Genomic DNA, 20,652 nt, shown 5'->3' with positions numbered 1-20,652 from the left:
CCCATGGCACCCAACACGCTCGTGAGCGTCAGCGACGGCAACCGGTTCACCGTGTCCGACCTGGTCAAGAACCCGTTGTTCATCCCGACCAAGCTCAAGGAGCTGATGGAGAACCAGTTCATCAGCGAGGCCCTGTTCCGCAACGGCGGCAAGAACGAGGCCGGCATCGTCGCCTACCGCGAGGGCGACCCGATGTTCCTCGACGCCGATGTCCAGGACGTCGCCGAGTTCGGCGAGATCCCGGTCTCGTCCGGTCAGCTCGGCACCCCGCGCGTCGCCTTCGCCACCAAGAAGGCACTCGGCGTGCGCATCTCCCAGGAGATGAAGGACGAGAACAACATCGACGCGGTCAACAAGCAGCTGAACGGCCTGAAGAACACGTTCATCCGCGCCAACGACCGCGCCGCCAAGGCCCTGCTGCAGTCCGCCGCAGTGCCGACCATGGCCGTGTCGGCGGCGTGGGACAACGCCTCGGGCAAGCCGCGCACCGACATCGCCAAGGGCATCGAGAAGATCACGACTGCCGCACCGGCGAACGCGACCGCGGATGAGGCTTGGGGATTCGTCCCCGACACCATCGTTCTGCACCCCGGCCTGTTGTCGATCCTGATGGACAACGACCAGATCTTGAAGGTCTACAACGGCAACGTGGCGAACGAGTCGATCGCCTACACCGGCAAGATGCCGGGCGAGATCCTGGGATTGACCCCGATCAAGTCGCGCACGTTCCCGATCGACCGCGTATTCCTGTGCGAGCGCAGCACTATCGGTTTCTACTCCGACACCCGCTCGTTGACGTTCACTGGCCTCTACCCCGAGGGCAACGGCCCCATGGGCGGCCCGCGCGAGACCTGGCGCTCGGACGCCTCGCAGAAGCGCGCGCTCGGCCTGGACCAGCCGAAGGCCGGTCTGTGGCTGACGGGGGTGACCACCCCGTGAGCGAATACATCCTGACCGCAGACTATTTCGACCAGATCGTCGAGCGGCGCGAGGACGGCACCGCCAAGCGGTACGCCAAGCGCCGACGCGGCGACATCCTCGTCGACCTGGACGAGGACGACATCGAACGGCTCACCGCCGCAGGCGCCATCACCGAGGCCTCGGCCGCCGAAGCCGACGACGAGGGACCGGTCGGCACCGATCCCAACCTGCCGTTTGTGCCGTACCGCGAGAGCCCGGGCGAGGACGGCACCACCGTGGCGACCCCGGTCCCGGACGCCCCGACCCCGGTCCCGGACGCCCCGACCCCGGTCCCGGACGCCCCGGCCCCGGTCCCGGCCGCCCCGGCCGAGGTGCCGCCCCCGCCACGCAAGACCGCGACCGCTGTCGAGTGGCAGGCCTACGGCGTCACCCGCGGCCTGTCCGAGGCCGAGGCCGCCGGTCTGACTCGCGCCGAGCTGATCGAGCGATTCGGGCACTGATGGCGCTCGCCACTGTTGACGAGGTCGCCCGCGGGTGGCGGCCTCTCGACACCGAGGAACGCGCGGACGCCGAGCTGCTGCTCGCCGCCGCCGAGGCGTGGATCCGCGACCCGTCACGCCGACCCGACATCGTCGACGGCGACGTGATCGCCAAACGTGTTGTCGTCGAGGTGGTTCGGTCCGCGCTCGCACCGCCGGCCGATTTCGCCGGGCACACGAGCTACTCCGATGGGATGGGGCCGTTCGCCCAGTCCGGCACGGTCCCCACCCCCGCCGGTCAGCTCGTTTTCACCGCCGCGCACGCCGACATGCTCGGTATCGCCGCTCAGACGGCACCCGCTTGGTATTTCGGCGATGAACCGAGGCGGCCGTGAGCGTCACTGTGGTCCGGCACCGCGGCGGCGGATTCGACGACGACGGCAACCCGATTCCGTGGACCGACAAGGAACTCGACGCGACGGAAGTCGCACCCGGCGCGGCCCCGGCCTACCTCGACCGCGGCCGCAACGGGCAGCGCGTCGAGTGCTCGGTCTACTTCCGTCCTGCTGTCGACCTGCTCAGTACCGACGAGCTCACCGTCGACGGCGTCCGCTACCAGATCGAAGTGCAGCAGTGGACACCGCGCCGCGGCGGCGGCCGGCGCACCGGCACCCTCGCGCTGTGCTCGACCGGAGAGGGGTAAATCCCATGGCCAATGCCAACATTCGCCTGAACAACGCCGCCATCGGGAAGGTTCTGAAAACGGCGTTCGGGCCGCTTGTCAACCAGGTGGCCGACGAGATCGCCTCGCACGCCGGTCCCGACGCGATCGTCGACGACTACACCACCGACCGCAACGCCGCAGCCGTGCTGGTGCCCGCCGAGCAGCAGGCCGCCGACGGCTCACTTACTCGCGCCGCCGCCGCGGTCGGCCTCGAGGTGCGGGCCAAGCCGTGAAACCGCAGCGCGTTCCGGGCGACCCGGCCAAGGCGATCAAGAACTACCTCGCTGAGGCTCTCCCGCCGCTGGTCGCCGCGCCCGCACCGACCGTCGGGCTCGTGCTCCCCGCGGCCTGGACCACGAAATCGCCGCCCGCTGTGGTGGTTTTCGACGACGGCGGGCCGTCCGCGTGGCCGGTCTCGACGTCGCCGACGATCCGCGTCACGGTGTGGGCCGACGGCCGCGACCGCTCCCGCCTGATCGCGGGCCGATGCCTGGGTGTGTTGCTCTCGCACCGCATCCCGGATGTCGCGACCATCCGCGAGCCCTCGACCCTGCTCGAGGCCCGCGATTCGAACAACGCCGCCGTGATGGCGTCGTTCACCGTGCGGGCCCAAGCTCGCACGCTGCCTTTCTGATCCGACCCGGAAGGTACGCACCATGCGCATACCCACCGAGGCCGAGATCGTCGCGGCCGCCCGGGAACTGGGGCACCTCGACGAGAACGGCAACTACCCGCCGCGCCTGCGCACCAAGCTCGCCGCCGCGGTGCACATCCAGAGGGAAGAACAGGCGGCGATCGCCGCTACCGGCGGCGTCCCACGGCCCACCGCCGAAGTCCTCGCCGACATCGACCGCGACCTGTGCGCGGTCGGGCTCGACACCGTCGAGATACGCCGATCCGTGCTCGCAGCGGCGGCGGCCCATCTGTTCAAAACCTCTGGGGTGCAACTCATTCCAGACAGAAATAGGAGGTAGCCACCATGGCTCGCGACCCCGACAACGTCAAGATCTGGCAGGACGCACACGTCTACGTGAGCGCCGCCGCCGTCCGCCCGGCCCTGCCCACCGATATCGACGCCGACATGCCCGTCGGCTGGGACGAGGTCGGCATCCTCAACGGCGGCGACGGTTTCGCCGAGGACCGCTCCAATTCCGAGACCAAGCATTCTGGCTGGGGTATCGGCATCATCAAGATCGGCTCCAAGGATTTCGAGCTCACGCGGAAGTTCTCACCGCTCGAGGACAACGAAATCACGCAGGCGATCGTCAACCCGGGCGCGACCGCTACCCAGATCCTGATGCCCAAGCCGGTCTACCGGTGGCTCGGATTCGAGACCGACAGCGACCTTGGCGACAAGGAACGGTTGTTCACGGTTCTCCGTTCGCGCCTGTGGGTTCCGGCGAACTCGCGCAACGAGTCCGACCTCACCAAGTGGGAAGTGACCTGCAACGTTTTCGCCAACGGCGCGGGCAAAATTTTCGACCGCCAGATAGGCACCCCCACCCCCTAAGACGCTGACGGCGCGGTTTTCCGTGCGGGTTTCGCCGCGCCGTCAGCACCCTCTCAACCCGCACGAATCTGAAAGGAAACCCGCATGTCCAGCAACAACAACCGTCGCCGCCGCCCGCCCCGCCCGGCCGGCGCACCCGCCCCGCAGGACTTCCGCTCGCCCAAGAAGTCGGCCGCACAGCGTGAGGCCGAAGGCGTCGAAACCGTCGATATCGACTGGCGCGGAATGCGTTTCACCATCCCCGCGCACGCCGAGGACTGGGATTTCTGGTCCGTCACCCGGCACATGTCCCAGAACAACTTCCCCGAGGCCTGCCTGGGCCTGATCGGCCCGCGCGGAATCGCCCAGATCCACCGCGAATTCCCGCGCATCAGCAACGCCCGCGCCGGCGAACTGTTCGGCGAGCTGTTCCAGGCCATCACCAAGGCAGTCGGTTTCGGCAACGCGGGAAACTAGCGGCGCTGCTGTCCCTGATCGAGCATCACGAGGACGACCTCGAGGCCGACCTCGCCAACCACTGCGGCGGCACGCGGTACACCGACCGATGGCGACTCGACGAACAGGGACAGCGGCGTCTCACGCTGCGCGAGATCTGGGTCCGGATCCGCGAGCTACCCGATAACGCCGCACTGGTCAGGCTCCAGAACGAGGGCCTGCCCCGCTGGGACCACCACGCATTCCTGCTCTCGGACATCGCGGGCATTCTCGCCGGCCGACCTCACCCGGCCCGGCCCCAACCTCGCCAGAAAACCCCCACCGCAGCCGAAACGGCGCGGCGGGACAGCCTGCGCGCCCGCCGGATCCGGCAGAAACGCGACCGCGAGGCCCGATTGAAGGGAGGCACCGGCGATGTCTGATCAGCAGATCATCGGATACGCAGCGCTGCAAGTGATTCCGGTGCTCGGCGGCCTCCAGGGCAACCTCGGGGCGCAGCTGCAGGGCCCACTCGTCGCCGCCGGGCGCAGCGCCGGTCAGGCAACCGGCCGCGCCATCGGCGGTGGCCTCGAGGCGGCGACAGCCGCGGTCGAGAAGGCGTCCGAAGCGCTGAAGACCGCGCGCGAGAAGGACGAGGACGCGGTCGGCAAGGTCCGCGTCGCCGAAGCGAAGTTGCAGGAGCTTCGCGACAAGGGCAACGCCACCGCGAGCCAGCTCGCTCGCGCCGAGGAGGCGGTCGCGACCGCCCAGCGCAACGCCGATCGGCAGACCCGCACGACACAGCGTGCCGTGCAGGACCTTTCCGACGCCCGCGCCGCCGCAGCCAACGCCACCGACGGCGCGGCCGAGTCCGAGGGCCGCTTCCATGGGGCCCTGGGCAAGCTCATGTCCAAGATCGACCCGGCCGTCGGGCAGATGGCCGGCCTCGCCGCCGCAACCGCGGGCGTCGGCTCGGCGATGGACCTCGCCGCCGACGCACTGGACAGCGAGAAACTCAACTCCAAGCTCGCCGCGCAGCTGGACGTGACACCGGCGATGGCCGAGCATTTCGGCCACCTCGCCGGGCAGCTCTACGCCGACGCGTACGGCGAGGACCTCGCCCAGGTCAACGACGCGCTGAAAAACGTGTGGCAACAGGGCCTTGTCGGCGAGGACGCCAACGACGCCGAAATCCAGAAGGTCACCGCGTCGGTACTGAACCTGGCCAGCGCGTTCGACCAGGACGTCTCCGGCGCGGCCGACGCTGTCGGAACCATGCTGAAAACCGGCATGGCACCCGACGCGCAGGCCGCGATGGACATCCTGATCCGCGGCTTCAAACTGGGCGCGGACAAGGGTCAAGACCTGCTCGACACGTTCACCGAATACCCGACGGTGTTCCGGGAGATCGGCCTATCCGGCCAGGACTCGATGGGCATGGTCGTGCAGGCCCTGGGCAACGGTGCCCGCAACTCCGATGTGGTCGTCGACTCCCTCAAGGAGTTCAACAACCAGATGCTCGGCCAGAGCGAAGCCACCGCGGGCGCGATCGAATCCCTGGGCTTCAACGCGCAAGACACGTTTGAGAAGTTCGCCCAAGGCGGCGACTCCGCGCGAGAGGTGTTCGCGCAGTTGCAATCCGGGCTGGTCAACACCACCGACCCGCTGGAGAGACAACAGCTCGCACTCGGCTTGTATGGTACGAAGTTCGAGGACATGGCCGCCGCGATTTTCGCGATGGACCCGACAACAGCTGTCGCAGCCCTGGGCCAGGTCGACGGCGCGGCCCAGCAACTCGACCACACCCTCGGCGACAACACCGCCACCACGCTGGAGAAGTTCAAGCGCGGGATCCACGAGGCGATGGTCGAGAAAATGGGCGAGGCCATCCACTGGATCCAGGAAAACAAGAACGTCGCCATCGGTCTCGCGATCGGCCTCGGCACCCTCGGCGCTGCACTGGTGGCCGCGAAGGTCGCCGCGACCGGCTACGCCATCACCCAAGGCGTCATGGCCGCAGCCAGCGGCGCCGGCAGCGCCGCGCTCGCCGGGAACACGCTCGCCCTCGGCGCATACACGATCGCGACCGGCGTAGTCCGCGTCGCCACCACCGCGTGGACCGGCGTGCAGTGGCTGCTCAACGCCGCCATGTCGGCGAACCCGATCGGTATCGTCGTTGTCGCGATCGCCGCGCTGGTCGCCGGAATCATCTACGCCTACAACCATTCCGAGAAGTTCCGCGAGATCGTCCAGGGCGCGTTCGATGCCATCAAAACCGCCGCGCTGTTCTTGTGGGACAACGTCCTCAAGCCGTATTTCGAGTGGTGGATGGGCGCGTTCCAGGCAGTCGGCGATGCCGCAATGTGGTTGTGGGACAACGCAATCCGTCCAGCTTTTGATGGAATCACCGCTGGTGCACAGCGATTGTGGAGCGATTTCCTCTCCCCGATTTTCACCGACATCAAGATCCTGATCGGGCTCGTCGGCGACGCCGCGGTCTGGCTCTACGACACTGCGGTAAAACCAGCGCTCGACGGAATCGGCACGGCCCTGTCCTGGCTGTGGGACAACGTCGCTCAGCCAGCGCTCGACGGGCTGAAAACCGGGCTCGGCCTGGTCGGCGACGCGGCGACGTGGCTCTACGACAACGCGATCAAGCCAGCGTTCGACGGAATCGGTTCCGGGATCGACGCGGTATGGAAGAACATCGTGTCGCCGATTTTCGACGCGATGAAAACCGGAATCGGGCTGGTCGGTGATGCTTTCGGCGCGGCCGGAGACGCCATCAAGGCCGTGTGGAACACCGTCCTCGACGTCCTGCGTCCGGTCGCTCACGCGATCGGCAACGCCCTGGCCGCGATCCCGGAAAAGATTGGCAAATGGGAGATCCCGGGCGCGAAGACCGCGCACGATCTCGGCGCGAAGCTCCAGGCGTTCCGCGCCGGCGGTCCTGTCAGCGGGCCCGGTACCGGCACGAGCGACAGCATTCTCGCGTGGGTGTCCAATGGCGAGTTCATCGAGCCCACGGACGCGGTCACCCCGGAGACGCTGCCGTTGCTCGAGGCGATCCGCTCCGGTTGGGTGCCCTCGCCGGAGTTCCTGCAATCCATGGTCGGCGAGATCCCCGGTTTTGCGACCGGCGGCATCGTGCCGGGCATGGCCGCGGCCCGCCAGCTCGACCCGGCCAGTTACCGGATGGGTGGGTTCTCGCTGACCGAGCTCGATTGCTCGGGCCTTGTCTCGGCGGTCGTGAACGATGCGCTGGGCGCGGACATGTTCAGCTCGCGCATGGCCACGGCCAGCGAGCGTGACTGGCTCGTCGCTCGCGGCGCGGTCAACGGCCTCGGCGGCCCCGGTGACATCTCGATCGGCTGGTACAACGGCGGCCCGGGCGGCGGGCATACCGCCATGACCCTCGGCGACGGCACCAACGTCGAGTCCAACTCGAGCGACGGCGTAATCGTCGGCGGGCCGGTCGGCGCGGCCGCGCAGATGTTCACCGACCAGATGCACATTCCGGCCGCCCTGCTGCGCGGTAGCGATCTCGGCGGCGGTACCGGCGGCGGCCTCGGCACTGGCACCGGCGGTACCGGCGGCGGCGCGGGTGGCGGAAGCGGCACCGGCGCGGGCGGTGGGACCGGCGGCGGCAGCTCGACCGCGACACGGCCGGCGGGCACCGCGACGCCGGTATGGGTGGACAACTGGCCGTCGAATTTCGGCACGTCGACCCCCAGCTCGTCGACGCCGGTCGGTGGGCAGAACGTCGACACCGCGCACAACGGCGGCACCACGCCGACCGACACTGGCGGCACTACGCCCGCCGCTGACAACACCGGCACCGAGTACAAGAAGCGCGATCACCCACTGAAGGGTGCGCCCTTGAGCGGCAAGCTGTTTGAGGGTGACGCGCCCTGGTGGTACGACGTGAAGTCGCCCGAGGAGGCCATGACCAATCTCCAGGGTCAGGCGCAAAACCAGTGGGGCAAAACGCAATCCGACTTCCAGACATGGGCACAGGACTCGTGGAAGGAAATGCTGCAGACCGGCGCGGCCGTGCTCGGCATGGGCGCGGTCGGCGGCGGTGGCGGCGACACCTACAACATCACCACCCCTGACCCGATGAGCGCGGCGGCCGCGGTCGCTCGCAATCAGCGGCGCCGGACCCTCGCCATGCAGAGACAGGGGGGTATCGGCCGATGAATCCTCTGTTCGACATCGACCTGACCAAGGTCGTCTATTGGGGATGCACGACCGCCCGGCCCTGGCATCTTGCCGGGCCCGGCGCGGGCCGCGAGGGCGTCACGTGGAGCAGCGACCCGAAGGGCCACATGTTCGCGCCGGTCTCTCTGTTGACGTCGGAGGGCGCTCGGCAGGACGGCGCGACGTTCTTGCGGTCGGTGCGGTCGAAGAAGGAGCTCGATTTCACCGTCGACATCGGCGGCGACTCAATCCCGTTGGTTTTCACCAACGTTCGCCACTTCCATGCCGTGCATGACGCATGGTGGCGGGACTGGTCGACCGACATCCCCGGGCGGCTCGGATTCTTCACCCGTCACCAGGGCTGGCGGTTCCAGTCCGTGCGCCTGGACGCCGCGCCCGAGCCGATTACCGGTATCGACCCGGCACGGAATTACCACGAGGCGTACACCGTGGGTGCCACGGCGATGGATCCGCTCGTCTCGCAGCTGGGCGAGTGGGATCTGTGGATCAACGCTGACGGCGCCGGCGAGGGTGTCGTCCGGGCCCGTAACGCGGCCGATCAGCCGGGCTGGGCGCGCTACACCATGCCCGGCCCGGGCCGGTATGCGATCGAGGACCCGACCGGCGAGGCCCTGCGGATCGTCGAAACACCGGTAATCGGTGTGGGCGAGGAACTTCGGATCGACACGCATCCGCGCCACCGCACCGCCCGTATCCACTCCGACACCAATCCGGAGGGCCGCAATGTGTGGGCCCAGCTCGCCGGGCGCCGCTGGTTCGCGTCGCTCGCGCCGTGGTCGAGCACTGAGCTCGTCGTCCGCTGCAGCGACGGCGCGACCACCGCGGCGTCGGTGCGTGTGGATGTGACCCCGAGATCGTCGAGGCCGTACTGATGGCCTGGGATCACGCCGCGGCCGCGCGTCGCCTCGACCTCGCCGAGCGCGAGGACCAGGAGTTCCGGGCCGATCAGACGACGCTGGTCCGCTATTTCGACAAGTGGAAAGAGGAGGTAGGCGAGGAAAACAACTACGCCCACCTGCAATTCAGCTACACCCGCAACGCCGCGGGTGGTCTGAAGATGACCGTCCCGCGTAAGGATTTCCTTCACTACGACCATTTCTTCGCCAACCCTGACGGCGAGGACGCGACGATCCCGATGGCGGTGAACACCGCGGCGTCCCGCTGGGATGGATACGTCACGCGGGCCGCGATCCTGCGCGACGAGAACGGCGTCGAGACGATCGATATCGAGGCCATCCACTGCTGGCAGCACATCGCGTCGATTTCGTGCTGGGCGAGCCCGTTCGCGCCGATCCTGGCGCAGTACCCGCGCCACCATGTCGTGATCGCGCCCGTGCTGACCATGGCGATGAGCTACCTCGCGCCGAATCTCATTCGGCTGCAGTCGCAGTACGGTTCGCTGGATCCGTCGGGCGCGATGTGGCCGATCACGCTGGTGCCGATCGACCCGTGGCACGACGTCAGCAAGGCGGGCGCGGCCATCGCTCGATTCCACATGGCCGACGAGGTACTCGTCGACCAGCTCAACGACGCCGGGTGCATGCTCGAGGCGCGTTTCTTCCTGCCCGAGGAGGACGAGCAACCCGCACCGGATTACTACACCCTCGACCGGCCCACGGTCGTGATCGAGGGCAAGAACAGATCGAACGTCACCGGGCCCACGGGCACCCTGTTGGATGGGTTCCTCATGTGGGTCGAGGATTTCCTCCCCGATGGAACCACGCCCGTCCGCTACCCGGTGTTCGACGCGCAGTCGGAATACGAAGCGGTCTACGGGAATCCGGGCCCGCTGGGCACTCAGCGCGGGTTGCCGTGGGTGTGGTACCGCGAGGGCGAGTACTCGGGCCTCGGCCCGAGTGAGGTCGCTATCCATAAGCCGACCGCGATCGACATCATCGTCGGCGGCAAGAGTCCCGGGTGGGTGAACGCGGGCATTGAGATCGCGATCAAGAACCTGCTGAGCTGGCTCGGATTGCTGATCGGCGTCCCCGGTTTGGACTCGCTCTACACGGGCCAGTTGAACGATGTCTTCCTCGCGTTCATGGTCTACCGCGACGAGGGACGCGCAAACCGCGCGGGGCCCTTCGCATTCCGGGAGCTCTACATCACCGGATCGGACAAGGCATTCACCCTCGACGGCGTGATGGCCGGCAAACAGGGCCTCCATCAAACCCGCGGCTACACCTCGCAAAAGGTGTCCGTCGGTGACGGCTCGCCCTACACCATCGGCAAGGACCTCACGCTCGGCGACCAAGCCGGTTTCGAGGTCGGCGGACAGCTGTTCGTCGATTACGTCACGGAGATGCAGTTCACCGACGACCGCACCACCGCCGCGCGGTGGGAGCTGACCATCGGCGACGGATCCGACGAGGAGGACCCCGTCGTCAAGGCATGGGGCCGCCTCGGCGCGCTCGCCCAGATCGTGAAAACGCTCTCGACCGACGTCGGCGCGGACCTCGATCTCATCATTTTCTGACGAAAACCCCTGCACGAGAGGAGGTTTCCGTGTCCGACGTGTCATTCCCGGCGCGGATCACCATCGAGTCCGAGCCGGACCTCGACGGCGTACCGATCCTGACCGCCACCATCACCCCCGCCACCGAGGCCGCGGGCGATCCCCTGCCCGCCGGCCCCCGCGGCGAGACCGGCCCGCGCGGCCGCCCGCGCACGGCGTTCCTGAAAATGGGCACGATCGCCAACACCGCGGCCCGGCCGACCGGCCTCGGGCCCGACGACCGCGGCAAGTGGTGGCATCGCCTCGACACAGGCGGCATGGACACATGGACCGGGACCGGCTGGCAGCACTCGCCGGGCGCTGTTGGCGCTCAAGGCCCGACGGCCGACCCGGCCGTCATCACCACGACCACCGTGCATGCGGAAACGATCACCACACCGGCGGTCAAGGTCACCGCGTCCGGTGCGGCGCTCGCGATACAGGCCACCGCGCCCGCTGGTCTGCAAGGCGACCCCGGTCCGGCGGGCAGCAGTGGGCAGCTGTCGGCCGCGACCGATTTCGACGCCACCACGGGCCCGACGCATCGCGGCATGTTCGGATATCAGGCTGCCGCGAAGCGTTGGAGGGTCGCGCCGCCGCCCGGCGGGTTCGGTCCGTGGGCTTGGTATCAGGACGATTTCGCGGTCGCCAATCTCAGCACCGCGGACTCGAAGATCGTCGCCGGCACATTCCGACTGCCGACGCTCCCGTTCGCGTGGCGGCCCATGGTGTGGCTGTCGGGATACATCCAATGCGCCACGGAAACCGCCAGCTACCCGATCCTCACCGGCCGCCTGAACACCCCCAACGGCGTGATGGTCGCCTATGGCGCGGGCATCCGTGCCAGCGGCCCGCTGTATCACGTCACCGCCCCACCGAAATTCGGCGACGACGCCCCCAAACCACTCTCGCCGTCGAGCACCTACGCCACCATCCCCGCTGGTGAGTCCGCCTCGCTGCTGGTGATGGTCGAGAAGGTCGGCGGCGACACCACGAACCTGGTCTGGGACCGCGCGGACGCGTCCGCGCTGGTGTGGGCCCTGCCGATTGGAGCGTGATGTCCAGCATTGGCGAGTACTTCCGCGGCGTGCGCATCGCGGGCCTGGACGAGGGCGTCGGCCAGCCCGACATCGTCCAGGCCATGCAGGCCACCCCCAGCGATTCCAGCCTCGAACTGCCGACCGGACCGGAAGGCCCGCAGGGCGAGACAGGCCCGGCGGCCGCGCTGTTCCGCTGGGAGGGCGATATCGCCGATCATGCGGCGCTGTCCGCGCTCGCGAGCACCCTCGGGCCCTCGCAGACGGGCAAGGCATGGCGCGTCGCCTCGACCAACGCCCTCGCCTATTGGAACGGCACGAGTTTCGACACGTTCGCCGACGCGTTCGGCGCGCACGGCCCGACCGGCGTCCCGAACACCCTCACAGTCGGCAGCGTCACCACGGGCCCGGCCGGATCCGACCTGCAGATCACCGTGACCGGCACCCCGCCGAGCCAAACGGTGAATCTGGTTGTGCCGCGCGGTATCAAGGGCCGCAAGGGCCCCGACGGCCCGCCGGGCCCGATCCGCGCCGCCAGCGATTTCGATTCCACCATCACCCGCACCGCGGGAATGGTGCCGCTGTGGAACGCCGCCACGAGCAAATGGACACCGGTGCCCGATCCGTCCTGGCGCGGGCCCTGGACGATCGTGGGGGACCAGCGCTACGACGGCGGTGCAGGTTTCGCCGCCGATATCAGCAATTCGTCGACGATCCCGAACCCGATTGCGACACTGCCGATCCCCGCCCAAGACACCGCGTGGCGGCCGTTCGTTACCGGTGGCGCGATGCTGCGATGCACCAGCAACAAACCTGCCGAGCGCATGGTCCTGCAAGCCATCATTTCCGGCCCCGCAACGATCGTCGGTCACGGGGATGGGCACGGGCACAACATCTTTCGGCATTGCACGCTCGTGCCGTCCCTGCGTGCCAACGCCGTCACCCCCGGCGGCTCGACCGGCGTGATCGCCGCAGGCGTCGCCGCCACGATCGTGCTGCAAATCCAGGCCACCGCCTCCGCACCGCCCTATGACTACATCCGCGACTACAGCCACCTCGCGGTGTGGGCGGTCCCCGTGACAGGAGCTCCCGCATGAGCACCGTGTACGACGCTGACGTCACCGTCACCATGCGCACGGTCGAGGACCCCGTTGGCCTGCCCTACACCGTGAACTCGGTCGAGCTCGTCGGCCGCGAGGTCCTCGTAGAGATCCGGCAGGGCCCGCCCGGAATCGTTGGCTTACAGGGCGGCCCGGCGTGGCCGTGGCTATGGATGGGCGACATCGCGACCTTCGCCGCGCTGCAGGCCCTGGGCCTGGGCACCGCCGACGCCCGCAAGGCATGGCGCGTCGTCGCCGAGAACGCCCTGTACCTGTGGACCGGAATGGAATGGGTACGCAGCCTCGACGCATTCCAGGCCCCGGGCCACCAGGCCGACCCGACCGTCCTCGACGGCGTCGCCATCGCGGGCGCGACCGGATCCGCGGCCGCCGCCTCGATCACCGGCACCGCCCCCGATCAGCAACTCGCCATCACCTTCCCGCGAGGGGCGACCGGCGACGTCGGCGACCCCGGGCAGCCCGGCCGGATCGCCGACGCTCAGGACGTCGACATGACCGGAGCCCGACAGGACTACGTACTCGCCTGGGACGCCGCCGATTCCAAGTTCCATCCGGCCACGCCGCCTCGGCTCGCGGGCCCGTGGGCGATCGCGGGCGGGCAGTTCACCGGCGGATCGAACCTGAGTCAGAGCCCGAAAACCCTTGCCACCATGAACATTCCGTCGTTGCCGTACGCGTGGCGGCCGATCGTGCTGGCAGGCACCATCGCGATTCAGAACCACGTCAGCCCGCCCGATGCTGGCCGCGTCAACGTCGAGATCCGCCTCGGCAGCCTCGACGGCACCCTCATCGGTTACGGCGTCTCGGTCGGCCTGGCCAACTCGAGCGAGGTCGCGTTCCATCCGCGCTGGGAATACCCGCTCAGCCCCGCAAGCGACCTCGGCGTCGTCCCCGCCAACACCACCGCCGCCCTCTACGTCGTCGCACGGCGCGTGTTCGGCAGCAGCAACTACAGCGTCCAAACCGCCAACGCTCAGCTGATCGTGATGGCGCAGCCCTACAACCCGTGAGGCCCCCGTGACTGACAAACCCGCACCCGAGGTAGTCGAGCAGATGACTACCGAGGCCGGCCGAATTCAAGAGCAGACCGCCGCCGCCCAGCAGGCCCGCGCGCAGCAGGCCCCGCCCGAGCTCACCGAGGCGATGCGCGAATTCCTGCGCAAGGCGATCGACGGCAAGCTCCCCAACCCCGGCGACATGCCCCAGCTCGACCCCCAAGTCCTCGCCCTGGCAAAGGATCTCGCCATCATCCACTTGCCCGAGTGGCGCAACCCTGCCGGGCGCAAGCTCGCCGAGCCGGGCGTCGTCGAGATCAAGGCCGCGGTGCGCATCGGCGCCTACCTATTCGAGCGCGGCTGGCGGCATCACGCCGAGCTGGAACAGATTCGGTGGATCCCGACACCCGGCGGGCCGCCCGCGCCGTATGACGACGGGCTCCATGTCAGGCCGGACGAGTCGGGTGAGTGGCCGGCCCCGGACCCCGAGCAGTTCTACGACCCCGCCGATGTCGCTGTCCGCCAGGAGGACGACGGGACTTGGTCGGCGGCCCACCCGCGCGGCATCGAATACAGCGGCGCCGCAAGCAAATCCGAGGCGTACGCGGGCATCATCGGCCGCTTGCGCGCGCGAATCGAGGAGGCACAAGGCAATGAGTGATCCGACATGGCTGCCCGAGGTCCTGCGTAACGCGGGCCTCGAGGTGCACGAGTACCCGGGCTGGCGCGACCGCGGGCACGGCGATTTCGGCAACATCTGGGGTGTCGTCTGCCATCACACCGGCTCGTTCGGTGAGAGCCCGCGCGGCATCGCCGAACACCCGTCCCTCGACCTGGCTTCCCAGCTGCACCTGTCGCCCGAGGGCGTCTACACCGTGTGCGGTGCCGGAATCGCCTGGCACGCAGGCGAAGGCAGCTACCCGGGCCTGCCGACCAACGCGGCGAATCAGTACACCATCGGCATCGAGGCCGCCAACGACGGCGGCGGCCGCCCCGGCCTGCCGCACCGCGCGAGCTGGTCCGACGCCCAGTACGACGCCTACATCCGAGGCGTCGCCGCGATCCTCGACTACCTCGGACAGCCCGCCTCGCACGCTATCGGCCACAAGGAGTGGGCCGGGGCGGCGCAGGGGAAATGGGATCCAGGTGCCATCGACATGAACATTTTCCGCGCCGACGTTGCCCGAGCCATGAACGGCGACAACACCACTGAAGGAGACGAGAACATGCTTGACGCGATCATCAAGAATTTCCGCGGAAACTCCCTGAAGTTCCGCGACCTGTTCTGGTGGATGGACAAGAACACCAGCCTGACCAAAGACCAGCTCATGGGCCCCGACGAGAAGGGCTGGAAGATCCTCGGCGCGTCCAAGGTCGACGCCAAGCGCGACAACACCCTCGTCGAGGCGCTGGCCGAGGTGCGCGCCGATATCGCCGAGATCCGCCGGACTCTCGCGGGCGGCAAGTGATGGGACAGCACAGCGCCCCCGAGAACGCGAGCCAGGTCCGCTATCCGTGGCGGACCCTGGCGCGCACCACCTTTCAGCTCGTCGTCGGCCTGGCCGCCGCGATGCCGTTGATCGTGTCGTCCTCTGGCCTGCCCTCGACGGCGGCGGGGGTCGGTGCGGCGCTGGCGATCTCGGCTGCCATCACCCGATTCATGTCCGTGCCCCAGGTCAACATCGCGCTGGCCACGTGGGTGCCGTGGCTGGCGGCCGAGCCGCGCGATAACGGCGCGCCTGCCGACCGGGACCACACGATCACCGCCGCTTTCGTCGACTACTACGGCAACCCGGCCGAGGCCGCCGCGGCCCTCGAGCGGGCGAAGCGGCGCGAGCGCGAGCGCCAGCGGATGTGGAGGCGTGAATGAGCTGGCCGACACCGGAATTGATCCAGGCGGCCGGGGTCGCGGTCGCCACCGTGATCGCGGCTGTCACCACCTGGCAGGCCCGTGAGGTCGCCAAGCTCCGGACGCGCGTCGACGTGCTCGAGGTGGCCCTGGCAGCGAAGGACCGCAAGATCACCCTCGCGTTCAAGCTGCTGCGCGCGCTGCTGCGTCACATCGGCGAACTGGAGGCGTGCCTGCGGCACCTCGGCGAAACCCCGCCAGTGGCCACCTACACCATTCCCGACGAGCTGGCCGAGGAGATCTGACCATGGCGGAGCTACTCCCGCTGAAATACGGCAAGGTCGTCGGCCGGTTCCTGGCCAACATCGCCGACGGACCCGACATCGGCGACACCCCAGAGTTCGTACCATTGGCGGGCACGCTCACGTTCAGTGCCGGCGCACCCAAAGTGCTTGTCGCCGAAGCTGAACCGGATCCAGCGACCTACGTCCAGCTCCCGGACTACTACATTGCCAGCCTCGACGAGTTCGGCTATCTCACCTGGCGCGGCCAGCGCGGAATCCGCCTGGTCGCGCCCAACGGAGACACCAACCCGAGCGGCTGGACGTGGCGCGTCAGCTTCAATCTGAGCTATGAGGGCAACCGCGTCCCGATGGACGGTTTCGCGTTCATGGTCCCGCCCTACGTCGCGGGCCCGGATCCGGAACACCCGGACGTGGACTCGACGGGCCTGGTCGACCTGACCCTCGTCTCACCGGTCCCCGCGTCCAACGGCGAGGCGGTCGTGCGCGGGCTGAGCGTGATCGGCGTGCGCCTCGTCGGCGACGCTCTCGTTTTCGAGCTGGACAACGGCGAGGACCTGGACCCGGTCGCCGTGCCCGCCATCACCGAGGCATCGGCCGCAGCAACGGCGGCCGCCGCCAGCGCGAGTGGCGCATCGGCGGCCGCCAGCGCTGCGCAGGCCGCCGTCGAGTCGTTCACGCTCGCGATCGGCGCGGTGTCCGAGGGCCCGGCGAGTGCGGCCGTCCACGGCGGCCCGCCCGACTGGACTCTCGACCTCGTGCTCCCGCCCGGCCCGACCGGACCTGCGGCGCCGGACGCGACCGCGGGCGTGAAGGGCATCATCCAGCTCGCAGGCGACTTGGGTGGATCCGCGGGCGCGCCCACCGTGCCGGGCCTGGCAGGCAAGGCCGCGCTCGTGCACACGCACACCGCCGCCGATATCAGCGATTCGACATCGACCGGGCGCGCGGTACTCACCGCGGCGAACGGCGCCGCCGCCCGCTCGGCGATCGGTGCCGGCACCTCGAGCCTCGCCCTCGGCACAGCCGCGGGCACAGCGTGCGAGGGCAACGACGCCCGGCTGGCCAACACGCGCACACCGACCGCCGGCACCTCGCCGTATGACCTGTCGGTTGTGGTGTGCGGCAAGGACACCGTGCGCGCAACGGGCACAGGCGATTTCACGTTCGGCGTCAAGCTGCAGCGAGCGGTCACGTTCACCTCGTGGACGATTCGCGGTGGGACCGAGGGATCCGGCGGCAACCTGGTCGTCGAGCTCCGCAAGAACGGGAGCGCGGTTGCCGGTAGCGCCATCACGGTCGCCGGGGGCAGCCAGGTCGCGGGCGGAACCGCGGCCGGCGTATTCGCTTACGCGGCGGGCGACATCCTCACCGTCGGCATCACCGGTGTCGGCACCACGCCCGGCAAGGGACTGATCGCCGACCTGCTCGGCACGGCGTGAGGGGCGGCGGACATGGGAATCATCGTGGTAGGCACCGGTTTAGCGTCGCGGCCGGCGTCGCAGCGGATGAACAAATCCGGTGCCTACGGTCCGACCAGCTCGTCACCGACCTTGCTGCCGGTCTGGACGCCCGACCCCGCGTTCTCCGGCACCAACCTCGTGGCCGATCAGCTCGTTGTTGACCGTGCGGGCATCATCGACATCACCGCGCGGATGGTGGTGACCGCGAACTCGCTCGGCGGCACCGTCACCGGCTACATCTACAGGAACAATGCCTCGATCAAGTCGGCGTCATCGAACACGGTGTCCACGATCGGCCTCGACATCGCAGGAATAGTTGTCGCACAAGGCGATCTGATCGACATGCGCGTATCCAACAGTTTCGGCACAGTCGCCATCGGCGATGTCGGTACCTACCTGCAGTTCGTCGCAGCGTAGAACAACTCACCAACGAACGCGACGCGCCCCGGCCCTACCTCGGCCGGGGCGCGTTTTTCGTCGTTTCAGCCTACGACAACCTGCCAGGTTGCCAGCTCGGCCTTCGCCGAGGGTCGGCCGTTCCACAAGTGCAGGTGGAAATCAGGATCTTTGATCTTCGCCAGGTCATTGAATCCCGAGTCCTTGGATGCGACGTAAACGGTGAAGGTCCGCTCACCTAAGGGCACTTGTTTCAGCGCCTTGGCAATGTCGGTCGCGATCGGCCGCAGAGCATCAGCAGTCCGAGCTGTCGGAGCGCACAGGTAGATGTGGACGCCGACCTTGCCGGGGTGGTCGCTCTGTGTGCTCAACAGTCCATGCGTAACGGTTACGCCGATAGGCAACTGCAAGCCTGCGGTGAATGCGGCGAGGTCCGGGTCGTCGATTGCCCGCGGCGGATAGCAGTCGACGGCAGCCGCCGCCGTCGAGCTGATTGCCGGTGCCGTCGCCGAGCTGATGACCGGGGTCGTCGTCGGCGCGGGCGTGGCGGCCGGCGCCGCTGGCGCGGCAATGGTCGTCGTCGCGCCGGTCGTCGCCGAATCCTTCTTGCTTAGCCCTAATACCTGCGAGACCAGGCCCAAGATGACCAGCAGGACAAAGGCGCCGAGGACGCCGCCCAGTATTAGGAGGGAGATGCGCTTCGCGCGCTTCGGTTTTGCTGTCGGATCGTCCAGAGCAGGCAACAGATGCCCCCTTCAACTTGAGAATCTCTATAGTCGCGGATCGCCTGCCCTTTACCCAGCGTTATCGACTGGCCGCAATCTGGCACGGTCGCGCCGCGAGCGTGCACGAATTGTCATAGCCCGGCGGTGGACTCGAAACGACACCGCCCCAGCCGTTTCCTGGCTGGGGCGGTGTGGTCAGTTGCGCGTCGTGTCGAGGTCACTCACGCGCCGACATGTAGTCGCGCGCTCGCGGTGATCTCGTTCGCTGCCTGCGCCAACGCGACGATCGCTGGGTGTTCTGGCGGTCCGGCAATCGCGCCGAGTTCTTCGGCGATGGCCTGGATCCTGCCGCACAGTTCGCGGGCCCTGTTCAGGTCCAGTTTGTGGGTCTCGGTCACAACCCCTCCTCCGGGTTTTTCAGCCAGTCGGGTCGGAATTCGAGTACATCGGTGAGAGTTCGGATTGCGTTCGCCACCGCTTCGGCAGCGGTGGTTCCGGCGGCGATCATGTCCTCGCGGCCCTTGATCCGCACCACGCATCCGACGAACGGAGTGTCCGGCCACGGTAACGGCTGGCCGATTTGGATCAGGGGCGTGAACTCGCCTGGCGGCGGACCAAGATGCCGACCGACCGAGGCAGCAGAGGCATGGTCTTCGCTGGTCATGCCGGGCGATGCTACCCCGTGGGGCTGGCGCAGTGATAGAACCCGACGGGAGCGCCGCTGGTCACGCTGCCGACCCAAATCCAGTCACCCCACACGGGCATCCCGTCTACGGCGGTGTCACCCTGATGCCTGCACACGCAGTACGCCTCGCCCGCTGTGGCGTTCGCACTGTCAGGGAGTTTGAGCACCGTCGTGGGGAACACCTTGCCGCCGAATGCCTCGCACGCATCGGCGGTCATGGCGGTGGCGGTCCCGGTGGTCAGCCATAGGGCGGCGGTGGCGGCGGAAGCGAGCAGGGCGGCGCGGATCATTATCTGTCGCAAGGCAATTCACCTCATCTGGTTGTTATTCTCTTTTTCCAGCTCGCCCGGCACGTCCCGGGCGGCAGGTCATCGCGGCCAGCGTTGTTGCTCGGCGTGTATCTGTTGTTCCTCTGTCCAGGTGGCGCTGCCTACTCGGCGGCTCTCCGTGAGCCATTCCTCGATCTGGTCGAGGCTCCCGCTGGCCTTGCGCCAGCCGCTCGGATCGCGCAGGACCCAGCCGTAGGGCCATTGCGGCTCGACTTCGACCGTCCAGCCCGGCCCGGCCGAGGCCGCGATCTCGTCTGCCCGCCGCCGCACCAGTTCGACGCCTGTCACGAAGGCCTCTCGGTCGGGCCCCGGGCTCTCCATGGGGCTCGGCGTGTTCACCGACTGCTCCGCCCGGCGGCGGTGCGCGCGTAGGCATCACGGGGCGAGACGATGAGCACCGCCGCGACCTCGAGCAGCTCGGCTGGCACACGGCGCGCGTCGAAATGCTCCACGCTCGGGACGATTACGGCATCTGCGTTCATCCTGTCGACCGCCACACGCAGGCGATGGACCGGATCCAGCGTGCGCTCACTGAACACGACGATCTTGCGCAGGTCGTAACCGCTCAGGCGGGCCGCGCGCTCGATGGCTCGCTCGTCCTGCTGTTGCTTCGTGGCTGACACGTCGCTGCGCAGGAAACCCAAGGCGGACGGCAGCAGACCCATGGTCACCACCCCCGGCTGATCGGGACGTACGTGCGAGGTGGCTCGGCGGCGAGCCGGGCCTGAATGTCGCTGACGGTCAGCCTGTTCTGGCGTCGTATGTGCTCGTCGCTCGGTACCACGAGCGTGGCGGCTCCGACGAGCACTAGCGCAGCGAGGGTGAAAAGAAGGATGATTCCCATGTCGGGTGCCTCCAGCTCCCTGGAACGGATGGAGTGCACCCGACGCCAGAGCGTTGAGGGAGTCGCGTCTGGCATCGGGTGCTATATCGATGGTCCGACGCGCGGCCGTGGATTCACCATTGCGCCACAGTGGAGTATCAAAG

27 protein-coding genes are annotated in these 20,652 nt (G+C 68.2%); 21 read left to right on the top strand and 6 right to left on the bottom strand.

Features of this window, described 5'->3' with window-relative positions:
• Positions 1–3: 3 nt before the first annotated feature.
• The 21 genes from ACFXIV_RS31165 to ACFXIV_RS31065 all read left to right on the top strand — a co-directional run bounded on the left by ACFXIV_RS31165 (position 4) and on the right by ACFXIV_RS31065 (position 17,947).
• Entirely contained in the window at positions 4–939 is a 936-nt protein-coding gene (locus tag ACFXIV_RS31165) for a hypothetical protein (RefSeq protein ID WP_379421364.1), read from the top strand.
• Positions 936–1,421: a hypothetical protein gene (locus ACFXIV_RS31160; protein ID WP_379421363.1), complete on the top strand. Its 486-nt coding sequence runs from the start codon at positions 936–938 to the stop codon at positions 1,419–1,421. Before ACFXIV_RS31165 ends, ACFXIV_RS31160 begins: the two co-directional genes overlap by 4 nt.
• Positions 1,421–1,795 (top strand): hypothetical protein, encoded by a 375-nt coding sequence (locus ACFXIV_RS31155; RefSeq protein WP_379405924.1) that lies wholly within the window; start codon positions 1,421–1,423, stop codon positions 1,793–1,795. The genes ACFXIV_RS31160 and ACFXIV_RS31155 overlap by 1 nt, the downstream gene beginning before the upstream one ends.
• The gene (locus ACFXIV_RS31150; protein WP_379405926.1) at positions 1,792–2,103 is read left to right on the top strand and encodes a hypothetical protein; all 312 of its coding nucleotides are present in this window, start codon (positions 1,792–1,794) and stop codon (positions 2,101–2,103) included. Before ACFXIV_RS31155 ends, ACFXIV_RS31150 begins: the two co-directional genes overlap by 4 nt.
• A 5-nt stretch (positions 2,104–2,108) precedes the next feature.
• On the top strand, positions 2,109–2,357 hold the full coding sequence (locus tag ACFXIV_RS31145; protein ID WP_379405928.1) for a hypothetical protein: 249 nt from the start codon (positions 2,109–2,111) through the stop codon (positions 2,355–2,357).
• Entirely contained in the window at positions 2,354–2,758 is a 405-nt protein-coding gene (locus ACFXIV_RS31140; RefSeq protein WP_379421362.1) for a hypothetical protein, read from the top strand. The genes ACFXIV_RS31145 and ACFXIV_RS31140 overlap by 4 nt, the downstream gene beginning before the upstream one ends.
• A gap of 22 nt (positions 2,759–2,780) precedes the next feature.
• The gene (locus ACFXIV_RS31135; protein WP_379421361.1) at positions 2,781–3,098 is read left to right on the top strand and encodes a hypothetical protein; all 318 of its coding nucleotides are present in this window, start codon (positions 2,781–2,783) and stop codon (positions 3,096–3,098) included.
• Positions 3,099–3,103: 5 nt separating this feature from the next.
• Complete coding sequence (locus ACFXIV_RS31130) at positions 3,104–3,634, top strand: hypothetical protein (RefSeq protein ID WP_379421360.1); 531 nt, start codon at positions 3,104–3,106, stop codon at positions 3,632–3,634.
• A gap of 84 nt (positions 3,635–3,718) precedes the next feature.
• Positions 3,719–4,090 (top strand): hypothetical protein, encoded by a 372-nt coding sequence (locus ACFXIV_RS31125; RefSeq protein ID WP_379406011.1) that lies wholly within the window; start codon positions 3,719–3,721, stop codon positions 4,088–4,090.
• A 393-nt stretch (positions 4,091–4,483) separates the two neighbouring features.
• Entirely contained in the window at positions 4,484–8,248 is a 3,765-nt protein-coding gene (locus ACFXIV_RS31120; RefSeq protein ID WP_379421359.1) for a phage tail tape measure protein, read from the top strand.
• Complete coding sequence (locus tag ACFXIV_RS31115; RefSeq protein WP_379405760.1) at positions 8,245–9,141, top strand: phage tail protein; 897 nt, start codon at positions 8,245–8,247, stop codon at positions 9,139–9,141. Before ACFXIV_RS31120 ends, ACFXIV_RS31115 begins: the two co-directional genes overlap by 4 nt.
• Positions 9,141–10,745: a phage tail protein gene (locus tag ACFXIV_RS31110; protein WP_379405762.1), complete on the top strand. Its 1,605-nt coding sequence runs from the start codon at positions 9,141–9,143 to the stop codon at positions 10,743–10,745. The genes ACFXIV_RS31115 and ACFXIV_RS31110 overlap by 1 nt, the downstream gene beginning before the upstream one ends.
• 29 nt (positions 10,746–10,774) lie before the next feature.
• Entirely contained in the window at positions 10,775–11,821 is a 1,047-nt protein-coding gene (locus ACFXIV_RS31105; RefSeq protein ID WP_379405764.1) for a hypothetical protein, read from the top strand.
• Positions 11,821–12,897 (top strand): hypothetical protein, encoded by a 1,077-nt coding sequence (locus ACFXIV_RS31100; RefSeq protein ID WP_379421358.1) that lies wholly within the window; start codon positions 11,821–11,823, stop codon positions 12,895–12,897. Before ACFXIV_RS31105 ends, ACFXIV_RS31100 begins: the two co-directional genes overlap by 1 nt.
• Entirely contained in the window at positions 12,894–13,931 is a 1,038-nt protein-coding gene (locus tag ACFXIV_RS31095; protein WP_379421357.1) for a hypothetical protein, read from the top strand. The genes ACFXIV_RS31100 and ACFXIV_RS31095 overlap by 4 nt, the downstream gene beginning before the upstream one ends.
• 7 nt (positions 13,932–13,938) lie before the next feature.
• Positions 13,939–14,577, top strand: a complete 639-nt coding sequence (locus ACFXIV_RS31090; protein ID WP_379421356.1) for a hypothetical protein — start codon at positions 13,939–13,941, stop codon at positions 14,575–14,577.
• The gene (locus ACFXIV_RS31085; RefSeq protein WP_379421355.1) at positions 14,570–15,385 is read left to right on the top strand and encodes an N-acetylmuramoyl-L-alanine amidase; all 816 of its coding nucleotides are present in this window, start codon (positions 14,570–14,572) and stop codon (positions 15,383–15,385) included. The genes ACFXIV_RS31090 and ACFXIV_RS31085 overlap by 8 nt, the downstream gene beginning before the upstream one ends.
• Entirely contained in the window at positions 15,385–15,786 is a 402-nt protein-coding gene (locus tag ACFXIV_RS31080) for a hypothetical protein (RefSeq protein WP_379403986.1), read from the top strand. Before ACFXIV_RS31085 ends, ACFXIV_RS31080 begins: the two co-directional genes overlap by 1 nt.
• Positions 15,783–16,070, top strand: a complete 288-nt coding sequence (locus ACFXIV_RS31075; RefSeq protein WP_379403985.1) for a hypothetical protein — start codon at positions 15,783–15,785, stop codon at positions 16,068–16,070. Before ACFXIV_RS31080 ends, ACFXIV_RS31075 begins: the two co-directional genes overlap by 4 nt.
• 2 nt (positions 16,071–16,072) lie before the next feature.
• Complete coding sequence (locus ACFXIV_RS31070; RefSeq protein WP_379421354.1) at positions 16,073–17,509, top strand: hypothetical protein; 1,437 nt, start codon at positions 16,073–16,075, stop codon at positions 17,507–17,509.
• Between the two features lie 12 nt (positions 17,510–17,521).
• Positions 17,522–17,947 (top strand): hypothetical protein, encoded by a 426-nt coding sequence (locus ACFXIV_RS31065; protein WP_379421353.1) that lies wholly within the window; start codon positions 17,522–17,524, stop codon positions 17,945–17,947.
• 65 nt (positions 17,948–18,012) lie between these two features.
• On the opposite strand, the gene ACFXIV_RS31060 is transcribed toward ACFXIV_RS31065, so the two are convergent.
• The 6 genes from ACFXIV_RS31060 to ACFXIV_RS31035 form a co-directional block, all read right to left on the bottom strand.
• On the bottom strand, positions 18,013–18,669 hold the full coding sequence (locus tag ACFXIV_RS31060; RefSeq protein ID WP_379400811.1) for a hypothetical protein: 657 nt from the start codon (positions 18,667–18,669) through the stop codon (positions 18,013–18,015).
• Positions 18,670–18,872: 203 nt separating this feature from the next.
• Complete coding sequence (locus ACFXIV_RS31055; protein WP_379400809.1) at positions 18,873–19,049, bottom strand: hypothetical protein; 177 nt, start codon at positions 19,047–19,049, stop codon at positions 18,873–18,875.
• On the bottom strand, positions 19,046–19,315 hold the full coding sequence (locus ACFXIV_RS31050; RefSeq protein ID WP_379400807.1) for a hypothetical protein: 270 nt from the start codon (positions 19,313–19,315) through the stop codon (positions 19,046–19,048). The genes ACFXIV_RS31055 and ACFXIV_RS31050 overlap by 4 nt, the downstream gene beginning before the upstream one ends.
• 11 nt (positions 19,316–19,326) lie before the next feature.
• Positions 19,327–19,638 carry a hypothetical protein gene (locus ACFXIV_RS31045; RefSeq protein WP_379400806.1) on the bottom strand — a complete coding sequence of 104 codons (312 nt, stop codon included), beginning with the start codon at positions 19,636–19,638 and terminating at the stop codon, positions 19,327–19,329.
• A gap of 66 nt (positions 19,639–19,704) precedes the next feature.
• Complete coding sequence (locus tag ACFXIV_RS31040) at positions 19,705–20,004, bottom strand: hypothetical protein (RefSeq protein WP_379400805.1); 300 nt, start codon at positions 20,002–20,004, stop codon at positions 19,705–19,707.
• Entirely contained in the window at positions 20,001–20,330 is a 330-nt protein-coding gene (locus ACFXIV_RS31035) for a hypothetical protein (protein WP_379400804.1), read from the bottom strand. Before ACFXIV_RS31035 ends, ACFXIV_RS31040 begins: the two co-directional genes overlap by 4 nt.
• Positions 20,331–20,652: the final 322 nt, after the last annotated feature.

The sequence above is a fragment of the Nocardia sp. NPDC059236 genome (assembly GCF_042754085.1).
Lineage (GTDB): Bacteria > Actinomycetota > Actinomycetes > Mycobacteriales > Mycobacteriaceae > Nocardia.
Note: the sequence above shows the minus strand (reverse complement) of the source record. Positions and strands in the feature narration are given on the sequence as shown.

Coding starts and splice junctions, on each gene's coding strand:
- ACFXIV_RS31130 (WP_379421360.1), top strand. CDS start 3,104: ATGGCTCGCGACCCCGACAACGTCAAGATCTGGCAGGACGCACACGTC.
- ACFXIV_RS31155 (WP_379405924.1), top strand. CDS start 1,421: ATGGCGCTCGCCACTGTTGACGAGGTCGCCCGCGGGTGGCGGCCTCTC.
- ACFXIV_RS31095 (WP_379421357.1), top strand. CDS start 12,894: ATGAGCACCGTGTACGACGCTGACGTCACCGTCACCATGCGCACGGTC.
- ACFXIV_RS31125 (WP_379406011.1), top strand. CDS start 3,719: ATGTCCAGCAACAACAACCGTCGCCGCCGCCCGCCCCGCCCGGCCGGC.
- ACFXIV_RS31035 (WP_379400804.1), bottom strand. CDS start 20,330: ATGGGTCTGCTGCCGTCCGCCTTGGGTTTCCTGCGCAGCGACGTGTCA.
- ACFXIV_RS31100 (WP_379421358.1), top strand. CDS start 11,821: ATGTCCAGCATTGGCGAGTACTTCCGCGGCGTGCGCATCGCGGGCCTG.
- ACFXIV_RS31165 (WP_379421364.1), top strand. CDS start 4: ATGGCACCCAACACGCTCGTGAGCGTCAGCGACGGCAACCGGTTCACC.
- ACFXIV_RS31065 (WP_379421353.1), top strand. CDS start 17,522: ATGGGAATCATCGTGGTAGGCACCGGTTTAGCGTCGCGGCCGGCGTCG.
- ACFXIV_RS31120 (WP_379421359.1), top strand. CDS start 4,484: ATGTCTGATCAGCAGATCATCGGATACGCAGCGCTGCAAGTGATTCCG.
- ACFXIV_RS31135 (WP_379421361.1), top strand. CDS start 2,781: ATGCGCATACCCACCGAGGCCGAGATCGTCGCGGCCGCCCGGGAACTG.
- ACFXIV_RS31145 (WP_379405928.1), top strand. CDS start 2,109: ATGGCCAATGCCAACATTCGCCTGAACAACGCCGCCATCGGGAAGGTT.
- ACFXIV_RS31110 (WP_379405762.1), top strand. CDS start 9,141: ATGGCCTGGGATCACGCCGCGGCCGCGCGTCGCCTCGACCTCGCCGAG.
- ACFXIV_RS31080 (WP_379403986.1), top strand. CDS start 15,385: ATGGGACAGCACAGCGCCCCCGAGAACGCGAGCCAGGTCCGCTATCCG.
- ACFXIV_RS31050 (WP_379400807.1), bottom strand. CDS start 19,315: ATGACCAGCGAAGACCATGCCTCTGCTGCCTCGGTCGGTCGGCATCTT.
- ACFXIV_RS31075 (WP_379403985.1), top strand. CDS start 15,783: ATGAGCTGGCCGACACCGGAATTGATCCAGGCGGCCGGGGTCGCGGTC.
- ACFXIV_RS31115 (WP_379405760.1), top strand. CDS start 8,245: ATGAATCCTCTGTTCGACATCGACCTGACCAAGGTCGTCTATTGGGGA.
- ACFXIV_RS31070 (WP_379421354.1), top strand. CDS start 16,073: ATGGCGGAGCTACTCCCGCTGAAATACGGCAAGGTCGTCGGCCGGTTC.
- ACFXIV_RS31085 (WP_379421355.1), top strand. CDS start 14,570: ATGAGTGATCCGACATGGCTGCCCGAGGTCCTGCGTAACGCGGGCCTC.